The sequence below is a fragment of the Streptomyces sp. NPDC017943 genome (assembly GCF_044328425.1).
Lineage (GTDB): Bacteria > Actinomycetota > Actinomycetes > Streptomycetales > Streptomycetaceae > Streptomyces > Streptomyces djakartensis_A.
Genome location: NZ_JBIRHH010000001.1, coordinates 313,960 through 334,313 on the forward strand (window position 1 = coordinate 313,960; position 20,354 = coordinate 334,313).

Below are 20,354 nucleotides of genomic sequence, written 5' to 3' on the forward strand. Positions count from 1 at the left end.
GGGCCGCAAACCCCCGTGGCGGGGCGTTTCCTCCGCCCCGCCCGGGGCACGCACTAGTAACACCCCGCCCACCCGCGTATGCCGGAGGAGCGCCGTCCGGGCCGGTTGCAGGCATCAGGGGGCGCATCAAGAATGGGTGAAAGGACGCGAGGCCATGTCGGAAGCCGTCACACGCACCGTCGCCACCCCGCCCGGCCTTCTCGCATCCCTGGAGCCACTGCTGCGGGAATGGCTGCCGCGGCAGCGCTGGTTCGCGGGCAAAGGACGGCCGGTCACCGGCTTCACCCTGGTCGGGGCCACCGAGCTGCTCCCGGGCACGGCGAAGCTCGGTCTGTACCACCTGCTCGTGCGCGCCCACCAGCCGCTCGTGCCGTCCCACGGGGCGCCGGACCACCCAGGTGACTGCTACCAGCTGCTGATAGGCGTGCGCGAGGCGCTGCCGCCTCGGCTGGCGCCCGCGCTCATCGGACACGTGTCGACGGGGCCGCTCGCCGGCCGCACGGTCTACGACGCCCTGCACGACACCAGGCCCGCCGAACTGCTCCTGGAGGCCCTGCGCACCCGGGCGCGTATCGGCGGGCTCCGTTTCGACCGGGACCCGCAGCAGGACATCCGCTCGGGGCTGGTACCACGCGTGGTGACCGCCGAGCAGTCCAACTCGTCGGTCGTCTACGGAGATACGTTCATCCTGAAGCTGTTGCGCCGGATCGTGCCGGGGATCAACCCCGATCTGGAGCTGCCGCTGGCGCTGGCCCGCGAGGGCTGCCCCCGGGTGCCCGCGCCGACGGCCTGGATGGTCGCGGACGTCGACCCCGCGTCCGACCCGGTCGCCATGGGCGGCCCGGCGGACCTCGCCGGGCAGCCGTACGTGCTGGGCGTCTTGCAGCCGTTCCTGCAAGGTGCCTCCGACGGCTGGGAGCTGGCGCTGCGCGAACTGGCGAAGGGCGAGGACTTCGCCGCCGAGGCACGGGCCCTGGGGCGGGCCACCGCCGAGGTGCACACCGCGCTGGCCCGCGCACTGCCCACGGTGACGCTCGGCCACATGCAGCTGCGGCTGATGGTCGACGGCATGATCGAGCGCCTGGACACGGCCGTCCAGGCGGTGCCCGCGCTGCGCCCCTACGCCGGCGGCTTGCGCTCGGCGTTCACGGCGCTCGCCGACCTGGCCTCGGAGGGCCGCACCTGGACCGCGCAGCGCGTGCACGGCGATCTCCACCTGGGGCAGTGCCTGCGCTCGCCGTCCGGCGAGTGGTGGCTGATCGACTTCGAGGGCGAACCGGCCCGTCCGCTGTCCGAGCGGCGCATGCCGCAGCCGGCGGTGCGGGACGTGGCCGGCATGCTGCGTTCCTTCGACTACGCGGCGCGCTCGGTGGACCCGGCCCAGCCGGACTGGGCCGAGACGTGCCGGGCCGCCTTCTGCTCCGGCTACGCCGACGCCTCCGGCAGCGACCCGCGCACCGACCCGGTGCTGCTGCGCGCCTTCGAGACGGACAAGGCGATCTACGAGGTGGTGTACGAGGCCCGGCACCGCCCCGACTGGCTGCCGGTCCCGCTGGCCGCCATAGAGCGGCTGGCCTCGTCCGGCCACCTGACCTGACCCACCCCCTCGTCCTGGAGGCTCCGCCCGTGACCCCCCGTCCTGAGTCCAGCGGTCCGCGTCCCAAGGGGACGGCCGGGGAGAAGATCCCCGAGCAGCCCACGGCCGCGCAGCGAAAGAGCGCCGCGAAGAAGACGGCGGTGCCGAAGCAGGCAGCGGCGAAGAAGACGGCGGCCGCGAAGAAGGCGGCGGCCAAGAAGACGGCCACTGCCGCGAAGGCGGCCCCCGAGAAGGCGGCGGCCGCCAAGAAGGCCGTCACGAAGAAGGCGGCCGCGGCGAAGTCCACGGCCAGGAAGGTCGCCGCGACCAGGACGCCGGCAGCGCAGCCGGCCGAGGCCGGGGCGGCCACGGCTGCCGAACCGGCCACGGCGGCGAGGACGACCGCGGCGAAGAAGACCACCGCCAAGAAGACCACGGCGAAGAAGGCGACGGCCGCCGGGACGGCCGCGGTGAAGTCCGCCGCGAAGAAGGCCACCGCACGGAAGACCACGGCCGAGAAGGCCCCGGCGGAGAAGGCCGCCGCCAAGAAGACCACGGCGAAGAAGGCCGTGACGAAGAAGGCGGCGGCCACCGAAGCCGCCGCGGTGAAGGCGGCGGCCGCGCCGGCGGCCACCGCCGAGGCCCCCGCCACGAAGGCCCCCGCCAAGCGAGCCCCCGCGAGGAAGACCGCCGAGAAGAAGGCGACGGCGCCGAGGAAGGCAATCAAGAAGACCCCGGCCGGAAAGGCTCCGGCCAAGAAGGCACCGGCCGGAAAGGCTCCGGCCAAGAAGGCACCGGCCGGAAAGGCTCCGGCCAAGAAGGCACCGGCCGGGAAGGCTCCGGCCAAGAAGGCACCGGCCGGGAAGGCACCGGCCGTCGGGGCTCCGGCACAGGAGGCCGCCGCCCAGGTGGTTCCTCCGGAGATGGAGGTCGCCGTCTCCCCCGCCGTCGACCCGCAGGACCGCGCGCGGCTGCTCGACGGCACGCACCACGACCCGCACTCCGTGCTCGGCGCACACCCCGTGCCCGGCGGCATCGCCTTCCGGGCGTTCCGTCCGTACGCCCTGGCGGTGACGGTGCTCGCCGGTGAGGTGCGGGCGGAGCTGCACGACGATGGCGAGGGGTTCTTCTCGGGGCTGCTGCCGCTGACGGAGGTCCCGGAGTACCGGCTGCTGGTGCGCTACGAGGGCACGCTGCTGGAGACGGAGGACGCCTACCGCTTCCTGCCCACACTCGGTGATCTCGACCTGCACCTGATCGGTGAGGGCCGGCACGAGGAGCTGTGGACGGCGCTGGGCGCCCACCCGACGACGCACCAGGGCGTGACCGGCACCCGGTTCGCGGTGTGGGCACCGAACGCCCGCGGTGTGCGCGTGGCCGGCACGTTCAACTTCTGGGACGGCACCGGGCACGTCATGCGGTCGCTGGGTTCGTCCGGGGTGTGGGAGCTGTTCCTGCCGGACGTCGGCGAGGGCGAGCTGTACAAGTTCGACATCACCGGGCCCGACGGGTCGAGGACGCTGCGCGCCGACCCGATGGCCCGCCGCACCGAGGTGCCCCCCGCCACGTCGTCGGTCATCACCTCCTCGCATTACGAGTGGGGCGACGCCGAGTGGCTGGAGCGCCGCGCGCAGGCCCCGGCGCACGAGGCGCCGTTCTCGGTGTACGAGGTGCACCTGCCCTCCTGGCGACCGGGACTGACGTACCGTCAGCTCGCCGAACAGCTGCCCGCGTACGTGAAGGACCTCGGTTTCACGCACGTGGAGCTGATGCCGGTCGCCGAGCACCCCTTCGGCGGGTCCTGGGGGTACCAGGTCACCGGCTTCTACGCGCCGACGGCCCGGCTGGGCACGCCGGACGACTTCCGGTACCTGGTCGACAAGCTGCACCAGGCGGGCATCGGCGTCCTCATGGACTGGGTGCCCGCCCACTTCCCGCGGGACGCCTGGGCGCTGGCCGAGTTCGACGGGCGCCCGCTGTACGAGCACGAGGACCCGCTGCGGGCCGCGCACCCCGACTGGGGGACGCTGGAGTTCGACTTCGGGCGCAACGAGGTCCGCAACTTCCTCGTGGCCAACGCGGTGTACTGGTGCGAGGAGTTCCACATCGACGGGCTGCGCGTGGACGCGGTCGCCTCGATGCTCTACCTCGACTACTCCCGCGAGCCGGGCCAGTGGACGCCGAACGAGCACGGGGGCCGGGAGAACCTGGACGCGGTGGCGTTCCTCCAGGAGATGAACGCGACGGTGTACCGCAGGGTGCCCGGCGTGGTGACGGTCGCGGAGGAGTCCACCGCGTGGGACGGCGTCACGCGGGCCACCCACCACAAGGGCCCGAGCGGCTTCGGTGGGCTCGGCTTCGGGCTGAAGTGGAACATGGGCTGGATGCACGACTCGCTGCAGTACATGAGCCACGAGCCGGTGTACCGCAAGTACCACCACGGGGAGATGACCTTCTCCATGGTGTACGCCTACAGCGAGAACTACGTGCTGCCGATCTCGCACGACGAGGTCGTGCACGGCAAGGGTTCCCTGGTGTCGAAGATGCCGGGCGACTGGTGGCAGCAGCGGGCCGGGGTGCGCTCCTACCTCGGCTTCATGTGGGCCCACCCGGGCAAGCAACTGCTGTTCATGGGCCAGGAGTTCGCGCAGGGCGCGGAGTGGTCCGAGGTGCACGGCCCGGACTGGTGGCTGCTCGACCCGGGTTACGGGGCGGAGGCGGACCACCGGGGCGTGCGCGACCTGGTCCGCGACCTCAACGCGGTCTACCGCGCCACCCCGGCGCTGTGGCGGCTGGACACCGACCCGGCGGGCTTCGAGTGGATCGTCGGGGACGCCGCCGACGACAACGTCGTGGCGTTCCTGCGGCTGGACCCGGAGGGCAACCCGCTGCTGGCGGTCTCCAACTTCGCGCCGGTCATCCGCCACGACTACCGGCTCGGCGTCCCCGAGGAGATCCCCGCCTGGCACGAGGTCCTCAACACCGACGCGGCCCGCTACGGCGGCAGCGACGTGACGGCCCCGGACCCGGTCAAGCCGGAGCCCCAGCCCTGGCACGGCCGCCCGGCCAGCATCCGCCTGACCCTGCCCCCACTGGCGACGGTGTGGCTGCGGCCGGCCTGAGCGGCTGGGTACCACCGCGGTGACGTGCCGTACCCGGCCGGGGAACGGCCGGGTACGGCTGCGGCCGGGTACGGCTGCGGTGTGTCACGGCAGGGCGTCGGCGAGCGCCTCGGGCAGGGGGCCGGTGTGCACGACGCCGAGGCGCTGGGTGGCCCGGGTCAGCGCCACGTACAGGTCGCTGGTGCCGTAGCGGCCGGGTTCGACGACGAGCACGGAGTCGAACTCCAGCCCCTTGGCCTGCCGCGGGTCGAGCAGGACGACCGTCTGCGTGAGGTCCGGTTCGGCGCCCGCCGTCACGCCGTCCAGCCGGGCCGCGATGCCCCGGTGCAGGTCGCGCGGGGCGATCACCGCGAGCCGCCCCTCGGCTGGGGTGAGTTCCCCGACCGCCTTGGCGACGGCGCCGGGCAGGTCGTCGGTGGGGCGGGCCCAGGGGCGCACGCCCGTGGAGCGGACCGAGCCGGGCGGCTCGAACCGCGGGTTCTCGGCCCGCACCACGGCCGCCGCGACGTCCATGATCTCCGCGGGGGTGCGGTAGTTGACGCCCAGCCGGGTGTGCTCCCAGCGGTCCTCCACGTACGGGGCGAGGATGTCGGACCAGGAGCCGACCCCGGCCGCCTCCGCCGTCTGGGCGGGGTCGCCGACCAGGGTCATGGAACGGGTCGGGCTGCGCCGCATCAGCAGCCGCCACGCCATGGGCGACAGCTCCTGCGCCTCGTCGACGATGATGTGCCCGAACGCCCAGGTGCGGTCGGCCGCCGCGCGCTCGGCGGCACTGCGGTGGTCGTCCTCCTCGTGCCGCTCGGCGAACCGCTCGGCGTCGATGATGTCGTGCGCGGACAGCACCTCGGAGCTCTCGGGGTCGTCCTCCTCCTTGTCCTCGAACTCGTAGGTCCGGGAGGCGTACGACACGTCCAGCACGCCCTGCGCGTAGGCGATCTGCCGCTCCCGCTCGCGCGCGGCGCGGTCCCGGGCGATCCGGTCGTCCTCGCCGAGCAGTTCGGCGGCCTCGTCCAGCAGCGGCACGTCCGCGACCGTCCAGTGCCGGGTCACGGGCCGCCGCACGGCGTCGGCGTCCTCGGCGGACAGGAACTCCTCGGGCGCGGCGAGGAGGTCCGCGACGAGCCGCTCGGGGGTGAGCACCGGCCACAACCGGTCGACGGCCGCCCACACCTCGGGGTTCTCGGCGAGGTCGTCGCGGATCTGCGTGATGTCGCTGGGGTCGAGCAGGCTGGACCCGTCGAAGGGATCGGTGCCGATCCGCTCGGCGTACAGGTCGGTGAGCGCGTTGAGGATGTGGCCCTCGAAGTGCTCGCGGGCCGTGTTGTGCGGCAGCCGCACGGCACGGGTGCGCTCGCGGGCGACGTTGACCAGACCGTCGTCGAGCATGAGGACCTCGCGCTCGTGCTCGACGGTGATGACGGGGTCGGGCAGCGCCTGCCGGCTGCGGACGGCGTCGGCGAGCACGTCTGCCATCTCGGCCCGCCCCTTCACGGCGGCCGCCGCGGGGGTGTCGACGGCGGTCGCCCGCACGCCCGGGTACAGCTCGCCGACGGTCGCGAGGAGCACGCCGGTCTCGCCCAGCGAGGGCAGCACCTCGCCGATGTAGCCGAGGAAGGCCGGGTTGGGCCCGACGATCAGCACGGCCCGCTTGGCGAGCAGCTCCCGGTGCTCGTACAGCAGGTAGGCGGCACGGTGCAGGGCGACGGCCGTCTTGCCGGTGCCCGGCCCGCCCTCCACGACGAGGACACCGCGGTGCGGGGCGCGGATGATGCGGTCCTGGTCGGCCTGGATGGTCCGCACGATGTCGCCCATGCGGCCGGTACGGGCGGAGTCGAGCGCGGCGAGCAGGACCGCGTCGCCGGTGGGGTCCTCGTGACCGGTGCGCGTCTCGTCGCCGAGGTCGAGGATCTCGTCGTGCAGGTGGGTGACGCGGCGGCCCTCGGTGGCGATGTGCCGCCGGCGCCTGAGTCCCATCGGGGTGTGCCCGGTGGCCAGGTAGAAGGGACGGGCGACCTCGGCGCGCCAGTCGATCAGGACGGGGGTGCGCTCGCTGTCGTCGGTGCGCAGGCCGATGCGGCCGATGTGGTGGCTGACGCCCGAGGTGAGGTCGATCCGGCCGAAGCACAGGGAGCCGTCCACCGCGTTCAGCGCGGCGAGCAGCCCGGAGCGTTCGGCGACGAGGATGTCCCGTTCGAGCCGGGCCTGCATGGGCGTGTCGCCCTGCGCGAGGGCGTCCGTGACGGAGGTCTCGGTGTCGCCGCGCAGTGCGTCCACGCGCGCGTACAACCCGTCGATGAATTCCTGTTCCTGTCGCAATTCATCGTCCGGAAACTCGGTGTTTGACAATTCCGCTCCCGCCCGGATATACTGTGCTCACTGAACTTCACTGTGACTGCAATAGACTTGAAGTCACGAACAGACAAATATACGCAAGGAAATCCCCCGAGCGCAATTGCTCGGGGGATTTCCCGTTTCCGGGCGGGTCGCCCGCCTCGGCTACAGCACCTCGTCCAGTTCCTGGAGCAGCCGCCGCTTGGCCCGTGCCCCCACCATCGCCTTCACGGGCTCGCCGTCGCGGAACACCAGGAAGGTCGGCATCGAGAGCACTTTGTAGGCCTGCGTCGTGACCGGGTTGGCGTCCACGTCCAGCTGCACGACTTTCAGCCGCTCGCCCTCCTCCGCGGCGAGGGCCTTCAGCACCGGCCCCATCTGCCGGCAGGGCGGGCACCAGTCGGCCGTGAACTCCACCAGCACCGGCAGCTCCGCGCCGATCACCTCGGACTCGAAATCGGCGTCCGTCACCTCGGTCACGCCGTCGCTCACCCTGCTCGTCACGGGTTCCCTCCCAGCTCGCACACGGGTTCCGGACCACCCGGAACCTCCGCCTCGGCGGCCAGCTCGGCGCGGGCCAGCTGCCGTGCCACCGTCTCGCGCACGGTGCTCAGCTGGCCGATCAGCGCGTCGAGTTCGTCCAGCTTGCGCCGGTAGACCGCGAGGGACGCCGGGCAGGAGTCCCCCTCGGGGTGCCCGGCGCGCAGACACTCCACGAACGGCCGCGTCTCCTCCAGGTCGAACCCGAAGTCCTGCAGCGTCCGGATCTGCCGCAGCAGCCGCAGATCGCTCTCGTCGTAGGTGCGGTAGCCGTTCCCGGTGCGCCGCGCGGGCAGCAGGCCCCGCGACTCGTAGTACCGCAGCGTCCGCGTCGTGGTCCCGGCCCGCGCGGCCAGCTCGCCGATTCGCATACCGCCGAACGTAAGCCTTGCCCCCGGCGTCAAGGCAACGGCGGGACGCCCGCTAGCGGGCCCCGGCGGTCTCCGGCTCCCTCTCCTCGGCGGACTCGGCCGCCGGCTTGCCCCGGCCGGGGAGCAGCAGGGCCACCAGCAGGGTGCCCGCGCCCAGGATCACGGCCCCGACGAGGCTGGTGTGCGCGACGGCGTCGGAGAAGGCCGCACCCACCGCGTCGGTCATCTGCCGCGCTCCGTCGCCGAGTTTCCCGGCCTGGGCGCGCAGCCGCTCCGCCTGCTGGGGGTCGCCGGTGTGGGCCGCCTGCTCGGCCAGCTGCTGTGCCCGGTCGCCGATGCCCCGGGCGACGGCGTACCCGGCGCCGACCGAGTCCTGGGCGGTGTCCAGGGCGGAGGCGGGCAGCTTGCTGCCGGACGTGGCGTCGGACAGGTGGCCGGAGTAGGAGGTCGCCAGCAGCGAGCCCAGGACGGCGATGCCGAGGGAGCCGCCCAGCTCCAGCGAGGTGTCGTTGACGGCGCCGCCGACGCCCAGCTCCGGCTCCGGGAACGCCCCCATGATCGCGTCGGTGCAGGGCGAGAGCGCCAGCCCGATCGCGAGGCCGAGGACGATCAGGGGTGCGACGAAGTCGCCGTAGGACGACGTGGAGTCGACCCGGGTCAGCAGGGCCAGGGCCGCCGTGCCCCCGGCCATACCGGCCGTGACGGTCCACTTCATGCCGACCCGGGGGGTGAGGTACCCGGTCAGCGCGGAACCGGCGAAGACCGCACCGGCCAGCGGCAGCATGCGCAGCCCGGTGTCCAGGGCGTCGTAGCCGAGCACGAACTGCAGGTGCTGGGTCAGGTAGTAGAAGGCGCCGAAGACGGCCAGGAAGAACAGCGCGACGGCGAGGTTGGACCCGGCGAAGCCGCGGTCCGTGAAGCGGCGGACGTCGAGGATCGGGCGCGGGTGACGCAGCTCCCACAGCACGAAGGCCACCAGGCCGGCGCCGGCGACGACGGCCGCCGTGACGGCCTCGACGCCCCAGCCGAAGTGCGGACCCTCGATGATCATGTAGACGAGCGCGGCGATCCACACCACCGACAGCAGTCCGCCGCCGTAGTCGATCCGGCCGCGGTGCCCGGCCCGGGACGGCGGGACGAGGACGAACGCGCCGACCACGGCGAGGGCCGCGACGGGCACGTTGATGAGGAACGTCGACGACCAGCCGTGCCCCTGGAGCAGGGCCCCGGCGACCAGGGGCCCGGCCGCGATGGCGAGTCCGGCGGTGGCGGTCCACAGGGTGATGGCCTTGGCACGCTCCGCCCGCGGGAAGGTTGCGGCGAGCAGGGAGAGCGTGGCCGGCATGATCATCGCCGCGCCCGCGCCCATCACGGCCCGGGCGGCGATCACGGTCGCGGCGCTGTCGGCGAGGAAGCCGAGGACGGAGCCGCCGCCGAACACCGCCAGCCCCGCGACGAGCGCGCCCCGGCGGCTGTACTTGTCGCCGATCGCGCCGAGCAGCAGCATCAGCGCCGCGTAGGGGACGGTGTACCCGTCGATCACCCACTGCAGGTCGGCGCTGGTCAGGCCGAGGTCGGCGGTCATGTCGGGCGCGGCGACGGTCAGGGCCGTGTTCGCCATCACGATGATCAGCAGGCTCAAGCACAGCACCAGCAGCGCCCACCAGCGGCGTGCGTAGGGCTGGTCCGTCCTGTCGGCCGGTTCGGTCACGACGAGTCGCATGGCAGGGGTCGCCTTCCTCCGGTGTGCGCGACGGTGATTGCACAGCACTGTGCAATTGCTCAGTCTTGTGCAATGTATGCCTGTTGCACAGCACTGTGCAAACAACGGAGGCGTCCCCCCGGGCGGGACGGGCAGAATGGCTGGCATGCCCACCGGTCACCCCGGCCGCGCCCCCGGCCACTCCAGCCGCGCCGACGCCAACCGGCGCCGCATCCTCGACGTCGCCCTGGCCGAGCTGCTGCGCGACCCCGACGCGTCCATGGACCAGATCGCCCGCGCCGCCGGCGTCGTCCGGCGGACGGTGTACGGGCACTTCCCCAACCGCGAGGCGCTGATCAGCACGCTCGTCGACGAGGCGGTGCTGGCGCTGTCGGCCGCCCACGCGGCGGGCCGGGAGGGGGTGCAGGATCCGGCGGAGGCCGTGGCCCGCTCGGTGCTGGCGGTCTGGGAGCTGGCCGACCGCTACCGGCTGCTGATCGCCCTCGCCCAGCGCACGGTCACCATGCAGGGCATCCGGGAGCGCCTCGCCCCCGTCCGGGAGGCGGCCACCGAAGTGCTGCGGCGCGGGGCCGGGCAGGGCGTCTTCAGTTCACCGCTGCCCCCGCCGGCCCTGGCGTACGTGCACGAGCAGATGCTGGTGGCGCTGATGGAGGCGGTGAACGACGGGCTGGTGGACGCGCGGGAGGCGGGCCGCTGCGCCGCAGTCACCATCCTGACTGCGGCGGGCGTGCCCGCCTCCGACGCCACCGCGCTGGTGGCGAAACTGAACGACTGAACCGCGCGCAGTGAGACCGGGCGGCCGGGCGACGAGGGGGGGTCGTCGCCCGGGCCGCCCGGCGTCCGCGGGGCGAAGCGGCCCTCAGGCCTTCGCCAGCTCCTTCTCGCCGCCCTGCCCGGGAACGTCCCCGGCCGGGTCGTCCGCGGGCCGGGCCTCCTGCGCGCCGTGCCCGTCGTCCAGCAGCGTCTTCTCGTCGAACGGCAGCCGGCCGGCCAGCACCTGGTCGACGCGGGCCCGGTCGATCTCCTTGGTCCAGGTGCCGATCAGCACGGTGGCGACCGCGTTGCCCGCGAAGTTCGTCAGGGCGCGGGCCTCGCTCATGAAGCGGTCGATGCCGACGATGAGGCCGATGCCGTCCACCAGGGCCGGCTTGTGCGACTGGAGCCCGCCGGCCAGGGTCGCGAGGCCGGCGCCGGTGACACCGGCGGCGCCCTTGGAGGCGACCAGCAGGAACAGCAGCAGCGGGATCTGCTCGCCGACGGACATCGGGGTGCCCATGGCGTCGGCGATGAACAGCGACGCCATGGTCATGTAGATCATGGTGCCGTCGAGGTTGAAGGAGTAGCCGGTCGGGACGGTGATGCCGACCACCGGCTTGCTGACGCCCAGGTGCTCCATCTTGGCGATGAGGCGCGGCAGCGCGGACTCGGAGGAGGACGTGGACAGGATCAGCAGGAACTCGCGGCCCAGGTACTTGAACAGCGAGAAGACGTTCAGCCCCGACACCACGCGCAACAGGGTGCCCAGCACCAGGAAGACGAACAGGAAACAGGTCACGTAGAAGCCGAGCATCAGCACGGCCAGGCTCTTGAGCGCCTCCACGCCCGCCGAGCCGGTGACGGCGGCGATCGCGCCGAACGCGCCGACGGGGGCCGCCCACATCACCATGGCCAGGATGCGGAAGACGAGCCGCTGGATGTGCTCGATGCCGCGCAGGATCGGCTGCCCGGCCGCGCCCATGCCCTGCAGGGCGAAGCCCGCGAGCAGGGCGATCAGCAGGGTCTGGAGCACCGACTCGCTGGTGAAGGCCGACACGATGGTGGTCGGGATGATCCCGAGCAGGAACTCGGTGGTGTCCTTGGCCTCGGAGTCGATCTGGGCGTGGCCGGCGTCCTTGACCGCGTCGGTCACCGCGAGGCCGGTGCCCGGCTCCAGGATGTTGCCCACGACCAGGCCGATGGCCAGCGCGACCAGCGACATGACCATGAAGTAGCCGAGGGCGATACCGCCGACGGCACCGACCTTGGCGGCCTTGCGGACCGAGCCGATGCCCAGCACGATCGTGCAGAAGATGATCGGCGAGATCATCATCTTGATCAGGGCCACGAACCCGGTGCCGATCGGCTTGAGCTCCTGCGCGAAGTCGGGTGCGGCCAGACCCACCGCGATACCGGCGGCGACCGCGATGATCACCGCGATGTACAGGTAGTGCGTGCGGTCCCGCCTGGCTCGGGGTGCGGCAGGTGCCGTATCGGCTGCGCTGGTCACGGCGGCCCTCCTTGACGACGTCGTCGGCATCACCGGCGTGCGGCTCACGTCCGGGGAACTCCGGGAAGCAGGTCGAGGCTCCCGAAGGTGCGTTACGGGGAATGCCGTGACTATGTCGTGCGCTGTGAGCGCGGTCACCCTTCCGTTCATTTAGTTCACAATCGGCCACGGTGCAGACTGACGGCATGCGCCTCACCGTCCCCCGCCCCCGCAGCCTGGCGGGGCAGCTCTTCGCCATGCAGGCCGTGCTGATAGCGGTCGTCGTGGCCGGATATGCGCTGTTCACCTATGTCAGCGACCGCAGCCAGGCCGAGGAGGCGGCGGCACGCCAGGCCAGGGCGGTGGCCCGGTCCGTCGCGGACTCCCCCTCCGTGCTCGCGGCGGCCCGCACCGCCGATCCGACCGCCGAGCTGCAGCCGTACGCGCTGAAGGTCATGCGGGACACCGAGGTCGACTTCGTCACGATCATGGATCCGCGGGGCATCCGCTGGACCCACCCCGATCCCCGGCAGATCGGCCAGACCTTCCAGGGGCACACCGAGCGGGCCCTGCGGGGCCGGACCTTCACCGAGACCTACACCGGCACGCTCGGCCCCTCGGTCCGCGCGGTCACCCCGATCCGGGACGGCGACCGGGTGGTCGGACTGGTCAGCGCGGGCATCCGGGTCGAGCAGATCACCCAGCGGGTGCAGGAGCAGCTGACGGCCCTGCTCGGCGTCGCGGCCGGCGCGCTGCTGCTGGGCGCGGTCGGCACGTACGTCGTCAACGCCCGGCTGCGCCGCCACACCCACGGGATGAACGCGACCGAGCTGAGCCGGATGCACGACTACCATCAGGCCGCCCTGCACGCGGTGCGTGAGGGGCTGCTGATGCTGGACGGGCAGTACCGTGTGGCGCTGATCAACGACGGGGGGCGCGAGTTGCTCGGCGTGGCGGGGGACGTGGTGGGCAGATCGGTGGCGGAGCTGGGGCTGCCCGCCCCGCTCACGGGCGCGTTGCTGGCATCGGAACCGCGGGTGGACGAGGTGCACCTGACGGCGTCCCGGGTGCTGGTGATCAACACCTCGCCGGTGTCGGGCGGGGAGCGGCGTGGCACCGTCGCCACCCTGCGCGACGTGACGGAACTTCAGTCGCTGACGGGCGAGCTGGACTCCGAGCGGGGCTTCACCCAGGCCCTGCGCTCCCAGGCGCACGAGGCGGCGAACCGGCTGCACACGGTCGTCTCCCTGATCGAGCTGGGCCGGGCGCAGGAGGCGGTGGAGTTCGCCACGGCCGAGCTGGAGCTGGCGCAGGCCCTGACCGACCAGGTCGTGGCGGCGGTGAGCGAGCCGGTGCTGGCGGCACTGCTGCTCGGCAAGACGGCCCAGGCGAACGAGCGGGGCGTGGAGCTGGTGGTGTCACCGGACAGCAGCCTGGACGACGGCCTGCTGCCCGAGACCCTGCCCGCCCGGGACCTGGTCACCATCCTGGGCAACCTGATCGACAACGCGGTGGACGCGGCCCAGGGCACCGTGCGCGCCCGGGTCACGGTCACGGCCCGCACCCGGCGTCCCGCGGCCGGCCCGGAACTGGTGCTGCGGGTCTCGGACACGGGTCCGGGCGTCGACCCCGCCCATGCCGAGGCGGTCTTCGAGCGCGGCTTCTCGACCAAGCCGGCGGGCCCGGGCGGCCGGGGCCTGGGACTGGCGCTGGTCCGGCAGACGGCCCGGAGGCACGGCGGCTCGCTGACCGTGGCGGAGGCCGACGGGGGCGGGGCCGAGTTCGAGGTGCGGCTGCCGCTGCGGGAGCCGGGGACCGACCGGGGCGTGACCGCCGCGGCCACCGCCGGCAGGGCGCGGGAGACGACGCATGACCGGTAGCGAGCACGCCATCCGCGTCCTGGTGGTGGAGGACGACCCGGTCGCCGCCGACGCCCACGTCCTCTACGTCGGCCGTGTGCCCGGGTTCGTCGCCGTGGGCAAGGCCCACACGGGCGCGGAGGCCCGCCGGATCCTGGAGCGCACCCCGGTCGACCTGCTCCTGCTCGATCTGCACCTGCCGGACGTGCACGGACTGCAACTGGCCCGTTCCCTGCGGGCGGCCGGGCACCAGGCCGACGTGATAGCGGTGACGTCGGCCCGCGACCTGGCCGTCGTCCGCGAGGGCGTCTCGCTCGGGGTGGTGCAGTACGTCCTGAAGCCGTTCACCTTCGCCACCCTGCGCGACCGGCTGGTGCGCTACGCCGAGTTCCACGCGGCCGTCGGCGAGGCGAGCGGGCAGGACGAGGTGGACCGGGCACTCGCGGCCCTGCGCGCGCCCGGCCCGGCCGCCCTGCCCAAGGGCCTGAGCGCACCGACCCTGGAGCGGGTGACCCTCGCCCTGCGCGACAGCGCCGAGGGCCTGACGGCCGCCGGCGTCGCCGAGAGCGTGGGCATCTCCCGCATCACCGCGCGCCGTTACCTGGAGCACCTGGTCGACGCCGGCCGCGCGGCCCGCCGCCCGCAGTACGGCACGGTGGGGCGGCCGGAACTGCAGTACCGCTGGGTCACCGGCCAGTGACGGCCCCTCAGCCGGTGACCTGACCCGCGCACACGCATCGAGCTGACCGGACCACGCGACGTGGAGGGCGGCAGGGGGCGGGCAGCGTACGGATCGCGCCGCGGAGTGCCGCCTTCCGTCCGTGCGCGAGGGGTTGACGGCGGCGCACCCGCCTTCGACTGCCGTCCGCACGGACGACCTCGCTCCCGCCGCCGCCCGCCCCGGCGCCGCGAGCCGCGCGGAGCCGGGCGTGGCGCGCGATTGACGCATATGCCCGCTGAGCTTGCCGTTCTCGCGCCCTGAGAGCTCGCACGCCCGCGCGCACCGGCTCACGCGCCGGCCCCGGCCGCACACCCGTCCGCCCGACAGGCGCTCCCCCGCTCCACCCGAACCGACGGGTAGCCGTACGTTCCTACAATCCGTGATCCTGGCCGAACAGACCGTAGTCGGCGGCGCCGGGCGCCCCTAGCTTGTGGCCCGTGCGCCGACCAACACCCCGTCCGGGCGATCCCCCTCCCGCGACCGCTCCCCCGCCCTTCGACGCCTCCGCGGCCCGCCGTCTGCGGGCGGCCCTCGGCATGGCCCCCGAGCATGTCGCCTACGGCATGCGGGTCTCCTACGGGCACGCCCACGTCACCCCCGAGCACGTCGTCGACTGGGAGCGTGGACTGACCGCCCCCAGCGGCTCCGAACTCACCGCTCTCGCGGGCGTGCTGTGGTGCTCGCCCGCCGAACTCATCGGCAGGCCGCGCACGCTGCGCGAACACCGCATCGCGCGCTGCCTCGCGCCCGAGGACGTGGCCCGCGCCGTCGGGCACGACGTGCACGCCTACTTGCGGATGGAGGAGACCGACCACTGGCGCGGGACCGAGCGCCAGGCGACGGCCCTGGCCGAGGTGCTCGGCCTCGACCTGCCCGACTTCGTCGCCGTCACGGGACGCGAGCGCAAGCTAGGCGAACTGCTGCGCAGCGCGGCCACCACCCGCTGGCAGGCGTACGTGCGCCCGGTGGCCCGCGTGGTGCCGCTGACCCGGCGGTCCCTGGAGAGGACTCTTCAGGGCCTGCACGAGGACTACCAGGGGCACATGGCCGCCACCCTCAGCTGGGGCGGTGGCCGCGGTGACGCGGGCGGCGCCGGCCAGGAGTTCCTGGACCGGATCGTCGAGCACTTCTGGACGAAGCTCCAGGAGGACGACGGCCGGGAGGGCGCCTGACGCCGGCCCCCGGCGCCCCGCCCGGACCGGGAGGTCCTAGAAGACCGACTCGGCCTCGTCCATGCGGTCCTTCGGCACGGTCTTCAGCTCGGTCACGGCCTCCGCGAGCGGCACCATCACGATGTCCGTCCCGCGCAGTGCCGTCATCCGGCCGAAGCGGCCCTGGTGCGCGGCCTCCACCGCGTGCCAGCCGAACCGCGTGGCGAGCACCCGGTCGTAGGCGGTCGGCACGCCACCGCGCTGGACGTGGCCCAGGATGACCGGCTTGGCCTCCTTGCCCAGTCGCCGCTCCAACTCGTGGGCGAGGGCGGTGCCGATGCCCTGGAAGCGCTCGTGGCCGAACTTGTCTATGGCGCCCTTGCCGTAGTCCATGGAGCCGTCGACCGGGTGGGCGCCCTCGGCGACGCAGACCACGGCGAACTTCTTGCCGCGGGAGAAGCGCTCCTCGACCATCTTCACGAGGTCCGCCGGGTCGAACGGGCGCTCCGGCAGGCAGATCCCGTGCGCACCGGCGGCCATGCCGGACTCCAGGGCGATCCAGCCGGCGTGGCGGCCCATGACCTCGACCACCATCACCCGCTGGTGGGACTCCGCGGTGGTCTTCAGGCGGTCCATCGCCTCGGTGGCGACACCGACCGCGGTGTCGAAGCCGAAGGTGCGGTCGGTGGAGGAGATGTCGTTGTCGATCGTCTTCGGCACACCCACGACGGGCAGGCCCGCGTCGGACAGCATGCGGGCCGCCGTGAGCGTGCCCTCGCCGCCGATCGGGATGAGCGCGTCGATCCCGAACTGGTGGATCATGTCGGAGGCGTTCTCGCAGGCCTCGCGCAGCCGGTCGCGCTCCAGCCGGGACGAGCCGAGGATGGTGCCGCCGCGGGCCAGGATGCCGCTGACGGACTCGAGGTCGAGGGTGCGGTAGCGCCCGTCGAGCAGCCCCGCGTACCCGTCCTCGAAGCCGATGACCTCGTCGCCGTAGTTGTCGACCGCCCGGTGCACGACCGACCGGATCACGGCGTTCAGTCCGGGGCAGTCGCCGCCTGCGGTGAGAACTCCGATACGCATCGTGCTCTGTCTCCTGCTCGCTGTAGACACCGGTGAGCACTGCCGATTGTTTCACGCCCCGCACCCCGCTGTGGAACCCCTCTCTGACGGGCGCCTTATCTAGCGGCAGAGGTATTGTCAAGAGGGTTCTGCTCACCTCGGTGGGCGATTTTTGTGCCTCTGGCGGGACAGCCGTGAGGCAGGGCCGCCACCCTTGGACGCACCCCCATCTGGACGCACCCCCCTTCGCAACGAAACGGAGAGCGCGCGTGACCCGCAGCGTGTACGTGACCGGCATCGACCGCGGCGACGGCCGCCAGGTCGTCGAACTGGGGGTCATGGAACTCCTCACCCGGCAGGTCGACCGGGTCGGCGTCTTCCGGCCCCTGGTGCACGACGGGCCCGACCGCCTCTTCGAGCTGCTGCGCGCCCGCTACCGCCTCACCCAGGACCCGGCGACCGTCTACGGCATGGACTACCACGAGGCGTCGGCCCTCCAGGCCGAGGCCGGCACGGACGAGCTCGTCTCCACTCTGGTCGACCGCTTCCACCTGGTCGCCCGCGACTACGACGTGGTCCTGGTCCTGGGCACCGACTACGCCGACACGCAGCTGCCCGACGAACTGTCGCTCAACGCCCGGCTGGCCAACGAGTTCGGTGCCTCCGTGATCCCCGTCGTCGGCGGGCGCGGGCAGAGCGTGGAGTCGGTGCTCGCCGAGACGCGCAACGCCTACCGCGCCTACGACACCCTCGGCTGCGACGTCCTGGCGATGGTCACCAACCGGGTGGCGCGTGAGGACCGGGACGCGATCGCCGCCCAGCTGGACTCCCGGCTCCCCGCGCCCTGTTACGTCCTGCCCGACGAGCCCGCACTGTCCGCCCCGACCGTCTCGCAGATCAGCCACGCCCTCGGCGCCCGGGTGGTGCTCGGCGACGACTCGGGCCTCGCCCGGGACGTGCTCGGCTTCGTCTTCGGCGGTGCGATGCTGCCGAACTTCCTGACCGCCCTGACGCCGGGCTGCCTGGTCGTCACCCCGGGCGACCGGGCGGACCTGGTGGTCGGCGCGCTGGCCGCCCACAGCGCCGGGACACCGCCGATCGCCGGCGTGCTGCTCACCCTGGACGAGGTGCCCGGCCGGGACATCCTGACCCTGGCCGACCGCCTCGCCCCCGGCACCCCCGTGCTGTCGGTGGCCGGCACCAGCTTCCCCACCGCCGAGCAGCTGTTCTCCCTGGAGGGCAAGCTCAACGCGGCCACCCCGCGCAAGGCCGAGCGCGCCCTCGGCCTGTTCGAGCGGTACGCCGACACCGCCGGACTGGCCCACCGCGTCTCCGCGCCGAGCAGCGACCGCGTCACGCCGATGATGTTCGAGCACAAGCTGCTGGAGCAGGCCCGCACCGACCTGCGCCGGGTGGTGCTCCCCGAGGGCACCGAGGAGCGGGTGCTGCACGCCGCGGAGGTGCTGCTGCGCCGCGGGGTGTGCGACCTGACGCTGCTGGGCCCGGTCGACCGGATCCGCAAGAAGGCCGCCGACCTCGGTGTGGACCTCGGCGAGTCCCGGCTGATCGACCCGGCCACCTCCGAGCTGCGGGACTCCTTCGCCGAGAAGTACGCGGCCCTGCGCGCCCACCGGGGCGTGACCGTGGAGCTGGCCTACGACGTCGTCTCGGACGTGAACTACTTCGGCACACTGATGGTCCAGGAGGGTCTCGCCGACGGCATGGTGTCGGGATCGGTGCACTCCACGGCCGCGACGATCCGCCCGGCCTTCGAGATCATCAAGACCAAGCCGGACGCGGACATCGTCTCGTCGGTGTTCTTCATGTGCCTGGCCGACAAGGTCCTCGTCTACGGCGACTGCGCGGTCAACCCGGATCCCGACGCCGAGCAGCTGGCCGACATCGCCATCCAGTCGGCCACCACGGCCGAGCAGTTCGGCGTGGAGCCCCGCATCGCGATGCTGTCGTACTCCACCGGCACCTCCGGCTCGGGGGCCGACGTCGACAAGGTCCGCGAGGCCACCGAGCTGGTGCGCGCCCGCCGGCCCGACCTGCGGATCGAGGGCCCGATCCAGTACGACGCCGCCGTGGAGCCGTCCGTCGCGGCGACCAAGCTGCCCGGCTCGGAGGTCGCCGGGCAGGCGAGCGTGCTGATCTTCCCCGACCTGAACACCGGCAACAACACCTACAAGGCCGTGCAGCGCTCGGCGGGCGCCATCGCCGTCGGGCCGGTGCTCCAGGGCCTGCGCAAGCCGGTCAACGACCTGTCCCGGGGCGCCCTGGTGCAGGACATCGTCAACACCGTCGCCATCACGGCGATCCAGGCCCAGTCCCCCGCCCCGTCCCCGAGCGAGAAGGCGACCGCCCAGTGAGCCCCACCCGTGTCCTCGTCCTCAACTCCGGCTCCTCGTCGGTGAAGTACCAGCTGCTCGACATGCGCGACAGCAGCCGCCTGGCGATGGGCCTGGTCGAGCGCATCGGCGAGCGGTCCTCCCGGCTGAAGCACACGCCGGCGGGCGGCGAGAGCCGGGAGCGCGGCGGCGCGATCGCCGACCACGACGCCGCCCTGAAGGCCGTGGCGGAGGAGCTCGCCAAGGACGGCCTGGGACTGGACTCCCCCGAACTGGCCGCCATCGGGCACCGGGTGGTGCACGGGGGCAAGTCCTTCACCGAGCCCACCGTGATCGACGACGCCGTGCTCGCCGAGATCGAGCGGCTCATCCCGGTGGCGCCACTGCACAACCCGGCCAACCTCACCGGCATCCGCACGGCGCAGGCGCTGCGGCCGGATCTGCCGCAGGTCGCCGTCTTCGACACCGCGTTCCACACCACGATGCCGGAGTCGGCCGCCCGCTACGCGATCGACGTGAGAACCGCCGACGAGCACCGCATCCGCCGCTACGGCTTCCACGGCACCTCGCACGCCTACGTCTCCCGGGCCACCGCCGGGCTGCTGGGCAAGGACCCGTCCGAGACGAACGTGATCGTGCTGCACCTGGGCAACGGGGCGTCGGCCTCGGCCGTGCGGGGCGGCAGGTGCGTCGACACCTCCATGGGGCTGACCCCTTTGGAGGGACTCGTGATGGGTACGCGCTCGGGAGACATGGACCCGGCCGTCATCTTCCATTTGATGCGCGTCGGCGGAATGTCCGCCGACGAGATCGACACTCTTCTCAACAAGAGGAGCGGGCTGATCGGGCTGTGCGGTGACAACGACATGCGGGAGATCCGCCGTCGCGTCGACGCGGGCGACGAGCAGGCGGAGCTGGCGTTCGACATCTACATTCACCGGCTGAAGAAGTACATCGGCGCCTATTACGCCGTTCTCGGGCGGGTGGACGCGGTCGCCTTCACCGCCGGTGTCGGCGAGAACGCGGCGCCCGTGCGCGCGGCAGCCGTGGCGGGTCTGGAGGAGCTGGGTCTCGCCGTGGACCCCGGACGCAACGGGGTGCGCTCGGACGAGGCGCGGCTGATCTCGCCCGACGGCGCCCGGGTGGCGGTGGCCGTGGTCCCCACCGACGAGGAAATGGAGATCGCCACGCAGACCTACGCGCTGGTAATTGGTTCGGGGAATCACACCTGAGCGGCAACCCGCCCTTTTGTATTTTCCGCCAGACGGAATATTCCGCTGGGAAACAAACCGATAGGATCGC

Annotated in this window: 14 protein-coding genes; 8 read left to right on the forward strand and 6 right to left on the reverse strand. The window is 72.7% G+C overall.

Annotated elements, in window-relative coordinates; all coding sequences use genetic code 11:
* Positions 1–154 precede the first annotated feature (154 nt).
* Complete coding sequence (locus ACH4C6_RS01325) at positions 155–1,597, forward strand: maltokinase (protein ID WP_398106482.1); 1,443 nt, start codon at positions 155–157, stop codon at positions 1,595–1,597.
* 29 nt (positions 1,598–1,626) lie between these two features.
* Positions 1,627–4,698 (forward strand): 1,4-alpha-glucan branching enzyme, encoded by a 3,072-nt coding sequence (gene glgB, locus ACH4C6_RS01330; RefSeq protein WP_398106483.1) that lies wholly within the window; start codon positions 1,627–1,629, stop codon positions 4,696–4,698.
* Positions 4,699–4,782: 84 nt separating this feature from the next.
* On the opposite strand, the gene ACH4C6_RS01335 is transcribed toward glgB, so the two are convergent.
* The 4 genes from ACH4C6_RS01335 to ACH4C6_RS01350 form a co-directional block, all read right to left on the reverse strand.
* The gene (locus ACH4C6_RS01335; RefSeq protein WP_398106484.1) at positions 4,783–7,014 is read right to left on the reverse strand and encodes a HelD family protein; all 2,232 of its coding nucleotides are present in this window, start codon (positions 7,012–7,014) and stop codon (positions 4,783–4,785) included.
* A gap of 180 nt (positions 7,015–7,194) precedes the next feature.
* Entirely contained in the window at positions 7,195–7,509 is a 315-nt protein-coding gene (locus ACH4C6_RS01340) for a thioredoxin family protein (protein ID WP_398107099.1), read from the reverse strand.
* A 20-nt stretch (positions 7,510–7,529) separates the two neighbouring features.
* Positions 7,530–7,940 carry a MerR family transcriptional regulator gene (locus ACH4C6_RS01345; protein ID WP_398106485.1) on the reverse strand — a complete coding sequence of 137 codons (411 nt, stop codon included), beginning with the start codon at positions 7,938–7,940 and terminating at the stop codon, positions 7,530–7,532.
* Positions 7,941–7,992: 52 nt separating this feature from the next.
* A complete protein-coding gene (locus ACH4C6_RS01350; protein ID WP_398106486.1) occupies positions 7,993–9,663 on the reverse strand; it encodes a DHA2 family efflux MFS transporter permease subunit in 1,671 nt (556 codons plus the stop codon).
* A 145-nt stretch (positions 9,664–9,808) separates the two neighbouring features.
* Between ACH4C6_RS01350 and ACH4C6_RS01355 the strand changes: the two genes are divergently transcribed.
* The gene (locus ACH4C6_RS01355) at positions 9,809–10,438 is read left to right on the forward strand and encodes a TetR/AcrR family transcriptional regulator (protein ID WP_398106487.1); all 630 of its coding nucleotides are present in this window, start codon (positions 9,809–9,811) and stop codon (positions 10,436–10,438) included.
* 84 nt (positions 10,439–10,522) lie between these two features.
* On the opposite strand, the gene ACH4C6_RS01360 is transcribed toward ACH4C6_RS01355, so the two are convergent.
* Positions 10,523–11,929, reverse strand: coding sequence for a cation:dicarboxylate symporter family transporter (locus tag ACH4C6_RS01360; RefSeq protein WP_398106488.1), 1,407 nt, complete (start codon positions 11,927–11,929; stop codon positions 10,523–10,525).
* A gap of 185 nt (positions 11,930–12,114) precedes the next feature.
* On the opposite strand from ACH4C6_RS01360, the gene ACH4C6_RS01365 reads away from it, so the two are divergent.
* The 3 genes from ACH4C6_RS01365 (at position 12,115) to ACH4C6_RS01375 (ending at position 15,660) form a co-directional block, all read left to right on the forward strand.
* Positions 12,115–13,788 carry an ATP-binding protein gene (locus tag ACH4C6_RS01365; RefSeq protein WP_398106489.1) on the forward strand — a complete coding sequence of 558 codons (1,674 nt, stop codon included), beginning with the start codon at positions 12,115–12,117 and terminating at the stop codon, positions 13,786–13,788.
* Positions 13,778–14,467, forward strand: coding sequence for a response regulator (locus ACH4C6_RS01370; protein ID WP_398106490.1), 690 nt, complete (start codon positions 13,778–13,780; stop codon positions 14,465–14,467). The genes ACH4C6_RS01365 and ACH4C6_RS01370 overlap by 11 nt, the downstream gene beginning before the upstream one ends.
* Before the next feature lie 449 nt (positions 14,468–14,916).
* Entirely contained in the window at positions 14,917–15,660 is a 744-nt protein-coding gene (locus ACH4C6_RS01375) for an XRE family transcriptional regulator (protein WP_398106491.1), read from the forward strand.
* 36 nt (positions 15,661–15,696) lie between these two features.
* Here the strand turns inward: ACH4C6_RS01375 and ACH4C6_RS01380 are convergent, their stop codons facing one another.
* Positions 15,697–16,722: an ATP-dependent 6-phosphofructokinase gene (locus tag ACH4C6_RS01380; protein ID WP_398106492.1), complete on the reverse strand. Its 1,026-nt coding sequence runs from the start codon at positions 16,720–16,722 to the stop codon at positions 15,697–15,699.
* A gap of 248 nt (positions 16,723–16,970) precedes the next feature.
* Between ACH4C6_RS01380 and pta the strand changes: the two genes are divergently transcribed.
* Positions 16,971–19,073: a phosphate acetyltransferase gene (gene pta / locus ACH4C6_RS01385; protein ID WP_398106493.1), complete on the forward strand. Its 2,103-nt coding sequence runs from the start codon at positions 16,971–16,973 to the stop codon at positions 19,071–19,073.
* Complete coding sequence (locus ACH4C6_RS01390; protein ID WP_398106494.1) at positions 19,070–20,284, forward strand: acetate kinase; 1,215 nt, start codon at positions 19,070–19,072, stop codon at positions 20,282–20,284. Before pta ends, ACH4C6_RS01390 begins: the two co-directional genes overlap by 4 nt.
* The last annotated feature ends 70 nt before the right edge of the window (positions 20,285–20,354 follow it).

What these genes read in the sequence shown, in the direction of transcription:
- ACH4C6_RS01370 (WP_398106490.1), top strand. Translation starts at nt 13,778, where the DNA reads ATGACCGGTAGCGAGCACGCCATCCGCGTCCTGGTGGTGGAGGACGAC.
- ACH4C6_RS01365 (WP_398106489.1), top strand. Translation starts at nt 12,115, where the DNA reads ATGCGCCTCACCGTCCCCCGCCCCCGCAGCCTGGCGGGGCAGCTCTTC.
- ACH4C6_RS01325 (WP_398106482.1), top strand. Translation starts at nt 155, where the DNA reads ATGTCGGAAGCCGTCACACGCACCGTCGCCACCCCGCCCGGCCTTCTC.
- ACH4C6_RS01380 (WP_398106492.1), bottom strand. Translation starts at nt 16,722, where the DNA reads ATGCGTATCGGAGTTCTCACCGCAGGCGGCGACTGCCCCGGACTGAAC.
- ACH4C6_RS01350 (WP_398106486.1), bottom strand. Translation starts at nt 9,663, where the DNA reads ATGCGACTCGTCGTGACCGAACCGGCCGACAGGACGGACCAGCCCTAC.
- ACH4C6_RS01355 (WP_398106487.1), top strand. Translation starts at nt 9,809, where the DNA reads ATGCCCACCGGTCACCCCGGCCGCGCCCCCGGCCACTCCAGCCGCGCC.
- ACH4C6_RS01345 (WP_398106485.1), bottom strand. Translation starts at nt 7,940, where the DNA reads ATGCGAATCGGCGAGCTGGCCGCGCGGGCCGGGACCACGACGCGGACG.